Annotated in this window: 6 protein-coding genes and 1 pseudogene; 3 read left to right on the forward strand and 4 right to left on the reverse strand. The window is 49.6% G+C overall.

What is annotated here, in order from left to right; genetic code table 11:
• Position 1: 1 nt before the first annotated feature.
• The 3 genes from RTW80_RS31620 to RTW80_RS21645 all read left to right on the forward strand — a co-directional run bounded on the left by RTW80_RS31620 (position 2) and on the right by RTW80_RS21645 (position 3,943).
• Positions 2 to 58, forward strand: coding sequence for an IS1 family transposase (locus RTW80_RS31620; protein WP_003032489.1), 57 nt, complete (start codon positions 2 to 4; stop codon positions 56 to 58).
• A 1-nt stretch (position 59) separates the two neighbouring features.
• Positions 60 to 1,499: an anion permease gene (locus RTW80_RS21640; protein WP_312720124.1), complete on the forward strand. Its 1,440-nt coding sequence runs from the start codon at positions 60 to 62 to the stop codon at positions 1,497 to 1,499.
• Between the two features lie 182 nt (positions 1,500 to 1,681).
• Entirely contained in the window at positions 1,682 to 3,943 is a 2,262-nt protein-coding gene (locus RTW80_RS21645) for a hydratase (RefSeq protein WP_000593906.1), read from the forward strand.
• A 233-nt stretch (positions 3,944 to 4,176) separates the two neighbouring features.
• Here the strand turns inward: RTW80_RS21645 and RTW80_RS21650 are convergent, their stop codons facing one another.
• From RTW80_RS21650 to RTW80_RS21665, 4 genes and pseudogenes are all read right to left on the reverse strand, one after another.
• Positions 4,177 to 5,460: a putative acyl-CoA thioester hydrolase gene (locus RTW80_RS21650; RefSeq protein WP_196066216.1), complete on the reverse strand. Its 1,284-nt coding sequence runs from the start codon at positions 5,458 to 5,460 to the stop codon at positions 4,177 to 4,179.
• Between the two features lie 134 nt (positions 5,461 to 5,594).
• Positions 5,595 to 6,665 (reverse strand): tyrosine-type recombinase/integrase, encoded by a 1,071-nt coding sequence (locus RTW80_RS21655; protein WP_000533642.1) that lies wholly within the window; start codon positions 6,663 to 6,665, stop codon positions 5,595 to 5,597.
• The gene (locus tag RTW80_RS21660; RefSeq protein ID WP_001303849.1) at positions 6,643 to 6,861 is read right to left on the reverse strand and encodes an excisionase; all 219 of its coding nucleotides are present in this window, start codon (positions 6,859 to 6,861) and stop codon (positions 6,643 to 6,645) included. The genes RTW80_RS21655 and RTW80_RS21660 overlap by 23 nt, the downstream gene beginning before the upstream one ends.
• A 39-nt stretch (positions 6,862 to 6,900) precedes the next feature.
• Positions 6,901 to 7,041: pseudogene (locus RTW80_RS21665) on the reverse strand (hypothetical protein); the annotation flags it as partial.
• Positions 7,042 to 7,118 lie beyond the last annotated feature (77 nt).

A 7,118-nucleotide genomic window follows, 5' to 3' on the forward strand; every position in this document is an offset into this window, starting at 1 on the left:
GGTGGAGCTGCATGACAAAGTCATCGGGCATTATCTGAACATAAAACACTATCAATAAGTTGGAGTCATTACCGAAATCGTTATGGAAGCTAATTCTGATATTAGCGATCCCATGTATTATTGGCTTTATGCCAGCTCCGGCAGGATTAAGCGAACTGGCGTGGGTGCTTTTTGGTATTTACCTGGCGGCCATTGTGGGGCTGGTTATCAAGCCTTTCCCGGAACCTGTCGTACTGTTAATTGCCGTTGCTGCCTCAATGGTGGTGGTCGGTAACTTATCCGACGGTGCGTTTAAAACCACCGCCGTATTAAGCGGTTACTCTTCAGGTACCACCTGGCTGGTGTTCTCGGCGTTTACCTTAAGCGCCGCATTTGTGACCACCGGTTTAGGTAAACGTATTGCCTATCTGCTGATTGGTAAAATCGGTAACACCACGCTGGGTCTGGGTTACGTTACGGTATTCCTCGATCTGGTACTGGCTCCGGCAACACCGTCTAACACCGCGCGTGCGGGCGGCATTGTGTTACCGATCATCAACAGCGTGGCGGTGGCTTTGGGGTCCGAACCGGAAAAAAGTCCGCGTCGTGTCGGACATTACCTGATGATGTCCATTTACATGGTCACCAAAACCACCAGCTATATGTTCTTTACCGCAATGGCGGGGAACATTCTGGCGCTGAAAATGATCAACGACATTCTGCACCTGCAAATTAGCTGGGGTGGATGGGCGCTGGCAGCCGGATTGCCGGGCATCATTATGCTGCTGGTCACCCCGCTGGTGATTTACACCATGTATCCACCAGAAATTAAGAAGGTGGATAACAAAACCATCGCTAAAGCGGGCCTTGCCGAACTAGGACCGATGAAAATCCGCGAAAAAATGCTGCTCGGTGTCTTTGTGCTGGCGCTGCTGGGCTGGATTTTCAGTAAGTCTCTGGGGGTTGATGAATCCACCGTGGCAATCGTTGTTATGGCAACCATGCTGCTGCTGGGTATCGTTACCTGGGAAGACGTGGTTAAAAATAAAGGCGGCTGGAATACCTTAATCTGGTACGGCGGTATTATCGGCTTAAGCTCCTTATTATCGAAAATTAAATTCTTCGAATGGTTAGCTGAAGTCTTTAAAAATAACCTGGCATTTGATGGTCACGGTAACGTTGCTTTCTTCGTTATTATTTTCCTCAGCATTATCGTGCGTTATTTCTTCGCTTCCGGTAGTGCCTATATCGTTGCTATGTTACCGGTATTTGCCATGCTGGCGAACGTCTCCGGCGCACCGTTAATGTTAACCGCGCTGGCACTGTTGTTCTCCAACTCCTATGGCGGCATGGTTACTCACTATGGCGGCGCGGCAGGTCCGGTCATCTTTGGCGTGGGTTATAACGATATTAAATCCTGGTGGTTGGTCGGTGCGGTACTGACGATATTAACCTTCCTGGTGCATATCACCCTCGGCGTGTGGTGGTGGAATATGCTGATCGGCTGGAACATGCTGTAAATATACTCGTCATACTTCAAGTTGCATGTGCTGCGTTTGCGTTCGCTCACCCCAGTCACTTACTTATGTAAGCTCCTGGGGATTCACTCACTTGTCGCCTTCCTGCAACTCGAATTATTTAGAGTATATCCATTTATTATCTTTCTGCGCACTTCACGGTGCGCAGATATCTGGAGCATTTGATGATCAAGTTATCTGAAAAAGGCGTGTTTCTCGCCAGTAATAACGAAATAATTGCCGAAGAACATTTCACCGGCGAAATTAAAAAAGAAGAAGCCAAAAAAGGCACTATTGCCTGGTCTATTCTCTCTTCTCATAATACGTCCGGAAATATGGATAAACTTAAAATTAAGTTTGATTCATTAGCCTCTCACGATATTACCTTTGTTGGTATTGTACAGACCGCTAAAGCGTCCGGAATGGAACGTTTCCCGCTGCCGTATGTGCTGACCAACTGCCATAACTCACTCTGCGCCGTCGGCGGCACCATTAACGGTGATGACCATGTTTTTGGTTTATCGGCAGCTCAGCGTTATGGCGGTATTTTTGTGCCTCCGCATATTGCGGTCATCCATCAATATATGCGTGAGATGATGGCAGGCGGCGGCAAAATGATCCTCGGGTCAGACAGCCACACCCGTTACGGTGCATTAGGGACAATGGCAGTCGGTGAGGGCGGCGGTGAGTTGGTAAAACAGCTGCTTAATGACACCTGGGATATCGACTATCCGGGAGTTGTTGCGGTGCATCTGACCGGAAAACCAGCGCCGTATGTGGGGCCGCAGGATGTGGCGCTGGCTATCATCGGTGCCGTGTTCAAAAACGGCTACGTCAAAAACAAAGTGATGGAATTCGTAGGTCCCGGTGTTGCTGCGCTCTCTACCGATTTCCGTAACAGCGTTGACGTTATGACCACTGAAACGACCTGTTTAAGTTCTGTCTGGCAAACCGATGAAGAAGTCCATAACTGGCTGGCGCTGCACGGTCGCGGCCAGGATTACTGCCAGCTTAACCCTCAACCGATGGCGTACTACGATGGCTGCATCAGCGTTGATTTAAGCGCCATCAAACCAATGATTGCGCTGCCGTTCCACCCGAGCAACGTGTATGAAATCGACACACTGAACCAGAACCTGACCGACATTCTGCGTGAGATTGAAATTGAGTCCGAACGCGTGGCGCACGGTAAAGCCAAACTCTCGCTGCTGGATAAAGTGGAAAATGGTCGCCTGAAAGTGCAGCAGGGGATTATCGCGGGCTGTTCTGGCGGTAACTACGAAAACGTCATCGCGGCGGCGAATGCACTGCGCGGTCAATCCTGTGGCAATGACACCTTCTCGCTGGCAGTTTACCCGTCATCACAGCCGGTGTTTATGGATCTCGCCAAAAAAGGTGTGGTAGCAGATTTGATTGGCGCAGGCGCAATCATCAGAACCGCGTTCTGCGGCCCATGCTTTGGCGCGGGCGATACGCCAATCAACAACGGATTAAGTATTCGCCACACCACGCGCAACTTCCCGAACCGCGAAGGCTCTAAGCCAGCTAATGGGCAGATGTCAGCGGTGGCGTTGATGGACGCTCGTTCTATCGCTGCGACTGCGGCAAACGGTGGCTATTTAACCTCTGCCAGCGAACTTGATTGCTGGGACAACGTGCCGGAGTACGCCTTCGATGTAACGCCGTATAAAAACCGTGTTTATCAGGGCTTTGTGAAAGGGGCAACTCAGCAACCGCTGATTTACGGACCGAACATTAAAGACTGGCCGGAATTGGGTGCGCTGACTGACAATATCGTCCTGAAAGTGTGCTCGAAGATCCTCGACGAAGTGACCACCACCGACGAACTGATTCCTTCCGGTGAAACCTCTTCTTATCGTTCAAATCCGATTGGTCTGGCGGAGTTTACCCTGTCACGCCGCGATCCCGGTTATGTTGGCAGAAGTAAAGCGACTGCTGAGCTGGAAAATCAGCGTCTGGCGGGGAATGTCAGCGAGCTGACAGAGGTGTTTGCGCGCATTAAGCAGATTGCTGGTCAGGAGCATATTGATCCGCTGCAAACTGAAATTGGCAGCATGGTATATGCGGTGAAACCAGGCGATGGTTCTGCGCGTGAACAGGCGGCGAGCTGCCAGCGTGTGATTGGCGGTCTGGCGAATATTGCCGAAGAGTACGCGACTAAACGCTACCGTTCTAACGTCATCAACTGGGGGATGTTACCGCTGCAGATGGCGGAAGTGCCAACCTTTGAAGTGGGGGATTACATTTACATCCCTGGCATTAAAGCGGCGCTGGATAATCCGGGTACGACGTTTAAAGGTTATGTGATCCATGAAGATGCGCCGGTAACGGAAATTACGCTCTATATGGAAAGTCTGACTGCTGAAGAGCGCGAGATTATCAAGGCGGGTAGTTTGATTAACTTCAATAAAAACCGTCAGATGTAAAAAGCGCCATGTGAATGTAGGTCGCATTCGGCACTTATTGTCGGATGCGATGCTTGCGCATCTTATCCGACCTACGAATCGCATCGAATCTGTAGGCCAGATAAGGCATTTTCGCAGCATCCGGCACTTATTGTCGGATGCGATGCTTGCGCATCTTATCCGACCTACAAATCGCATCGAACCGTAGGCCGGATAAGGCGTTTACGCCGCATCCGGCAAATAGTTAATTGCTCTTACTTCTTCGCCTCTGCAACCACTTTACTACCCACGTCGCGGTTATTGTATTCCCACATGCGGTTGTAGTTAGTGTCATTCAGATTGCGCTGTATTTCGTCGTTATCATCTACGCTGCCGGTATTACCCGCAAACGGACGATTAGAGATCACCGCATCGGCCCACGGTTTAGCCGTGTTAAAACCTTCGTTGATGGCGCTATCACGGATCACCACCTGACCGTTGGTATTGGCATCAACATCCAGCGAGCGGCCCAGTTGCGCCACACCATCACCGAAAGCATTGAAACGGCTGTTTACGGCGAGGAAACCGTAGTAAATGTTGGACAGCGTAGCCGGTGCAAACACATACGCTTCTTGCTGAGTACGTGAGTTCACCACGCGGAATTCGGTGTTATCGAACACCACTGCGCCGCGACCAGAAACGATATCCACATCCCCTTCAATGTAGCTGTTGGTCACCAGCGTACGCGGCTGACGATTCGTTTCCAGACGGTTCTGCACACCGCTGTTGGTGACAAAGAAGGTGTTCTGACGACCGAGAATGTTAACGTTGTTAATCTGTACCTGGTCACCATCAGTACGCAGTGCCACCGCCGGATGGTTACCTGCATCTACGCTATCGCCCAGCGTGTTTTCGATGGTCAGATTTTGCAGTTGCAGGCCATTGTTTTGTGACCAGAAGACCGCAGAGCAGAGAACACCGATACTGTCGCTGCGTTTGCTCTGGCAGCTATCGTACATATACCACGCTGGTTTACCTGGCATATATTTGCCGCGCGGGTTGACGTCGTGACGCCAGTCGGCAGGGCTCATGCCACCATCAAGGGAAAGCCCAATCTTCACATCAATCGGTTTTTCACCTGTACCGTACAGAGTAATTCCACCCGGAGCGGCAGGGACATATACCGTTCCCTGATACTCACCAGGCATCACGGCAATATACTGGCGCTTGTTGGTACGCTTGATAATTGCCGCATCTACCGCCGCCTGAATCGTGGTATGCGTTACACCTTGAGTGCCCGCCGGGCCGACAACAAAGTCAGGTTGCGCAGGCAGGGTAATCGGGGAAGGATTCCACGCTGCAGCACCTGGTGTCAGGGATGCAAAATAGTGTTGAGCATCGAAATTCTGCGCTTCTTTTGCCGACAGAATCGGGCGAGAAGAGGTACCAGGCGCGGTTTGATCAGAAGGACGTTGATCGGGCGGGGTTGAGCTACAGGCGGTCAGCGTCACGCCAAAAGCCAATGCCAGCGCCAGACGGGAAACTGAAAATGTGTTCACAGGTTGCTCCGGGCTATGAAATAGAAAAATGAATCCGTTGAAGCCTGCTTTTTTATACTAAGTTGGCATTATAAAAAAGCATTGCTTATCAATTTGTTGCAACGAACAGGTCACTATCAGTCAAAATAAAATCATTATTTGATTTCAATTTTGTCCCACTCCCTGCCTCTGTCATCACGATACTGTGATGCCATGGTGTCCGACTTATGCCCGAGAAGATGTTGAGCAAACTTATCGCTTATCTGCTTCTCATAGAGTCTTGCAGACAAACTGCGCAACTCGTGAAAGGTAGGCGGATCCCCTTCGAAGGAAAGACCTGATGCTTTTCGTGCGCGCATAAAATACCTTGATACTGTGCCGGATGAAAGCGGTTCGCGACGAGTAGATGCAATTATGGTTTCTCCGCCAAGAATCTCTTTGCATTTATCAAGTGTTTCCTTCATTGATATTCCGAGAGCATCAACATGCAATGCTGTTGGGATGGCAATTTTTACGCCTGTTTTGCTTTGCTCGACATAAAGATATCCATCTACGATATCAGACCACTTCATTTCGCATAAATCACCAACTCGTTGCCCGGTAACAACAGCCAGTTCCATTGCAAGTCTGAGCCAACATGGTGATGATTCTGCTGCTTGATAAATTTTCAGGTATTCGTCAGCCGTAAGTCTTGATCTCCTTACCTCTGATTTTGCTGCGCGAGTGGCAGCGACAGGGTTTGTTGTTATATGGCCTTCAGCTATTGCCTCTCGGAATGCATCGCTCAGTGTTGATCTGATTAACTTGGCTGACGCCGCCTTGCCCTCGTCTATGTATCCATTGAGCATTGCCGCAATTTCTTTTGTGGTGATGTCTTCAAGTGGAGCATCAGGCAGACCCCTCCTTATTGCTTTAATTTTGCTCATGTAATTTATGAGTGTCTTCTGCTTGATTCCTCTGCTGGCCAGGATTTTTTCGTAGCGATCAAGCCATGAATGTAACGTAACGGAATTATCACTGTTGATTCTCGCTGTCAGAGGCTTGTGTTTGTGTCCTGAAAATAACTCAATGTTGGCCTGTATAGCTTCAGTGATTGCGATTCGCCTGTCTCGGCCTAATCCAAACTCTTTACCCGTCCTTGGGTCCCTGTAGCAGTAATATCCATTGTTTCTTATATAAAGGTTAGGGGGTAAATCCCGGCGCTCATGACTTCGCCTTCTTCCCATTTCTGATCCTCTTCAAAAGGCTACCTGTTACTGGTCGATTTAAGTCAACCTTTACCGCTGATTCGTGGAACAGATATTCTCTTCCATCCTTAACCGGAGGAGGGAATATCCTGCATTCGCGCACCCATCGACGAACTGTTTCAAGGCTTCTTGGGCGTCGCTGGCGAGCGTTCCACTCCTGAAGTGTCAAGTACATCGCAAAGTCTCCGCAATTACACGCAAGAAAAAACCGCCATCAGGCGGCTTGGTGTTCTTTCAGTTCTTCAATTCGAATATTGGTTACGTCTGCATGTGCTATCTGCGCCCACAGCATCCAGTGGTCATAGCAGTCGCTGATGTTCTCGGCTTCGATAACTCTGTTGAATGGTTCTCCATTCTGGTGATGCTGCCAACTTACTGATTTAGTGTATGATGGTGTTTTTGAGGTGCTCCAGTGGCTTCTGTTTCTATCAG

This window comes from Escherichia sp. AM3 (genome assembly GCF_032029835.1).
GTDB lineage: Bacteria > Pseudomonadota > Gammaproteobacteria > Enterobacterales > Enterobacteriaceae > Escherichia > Escherichia coli.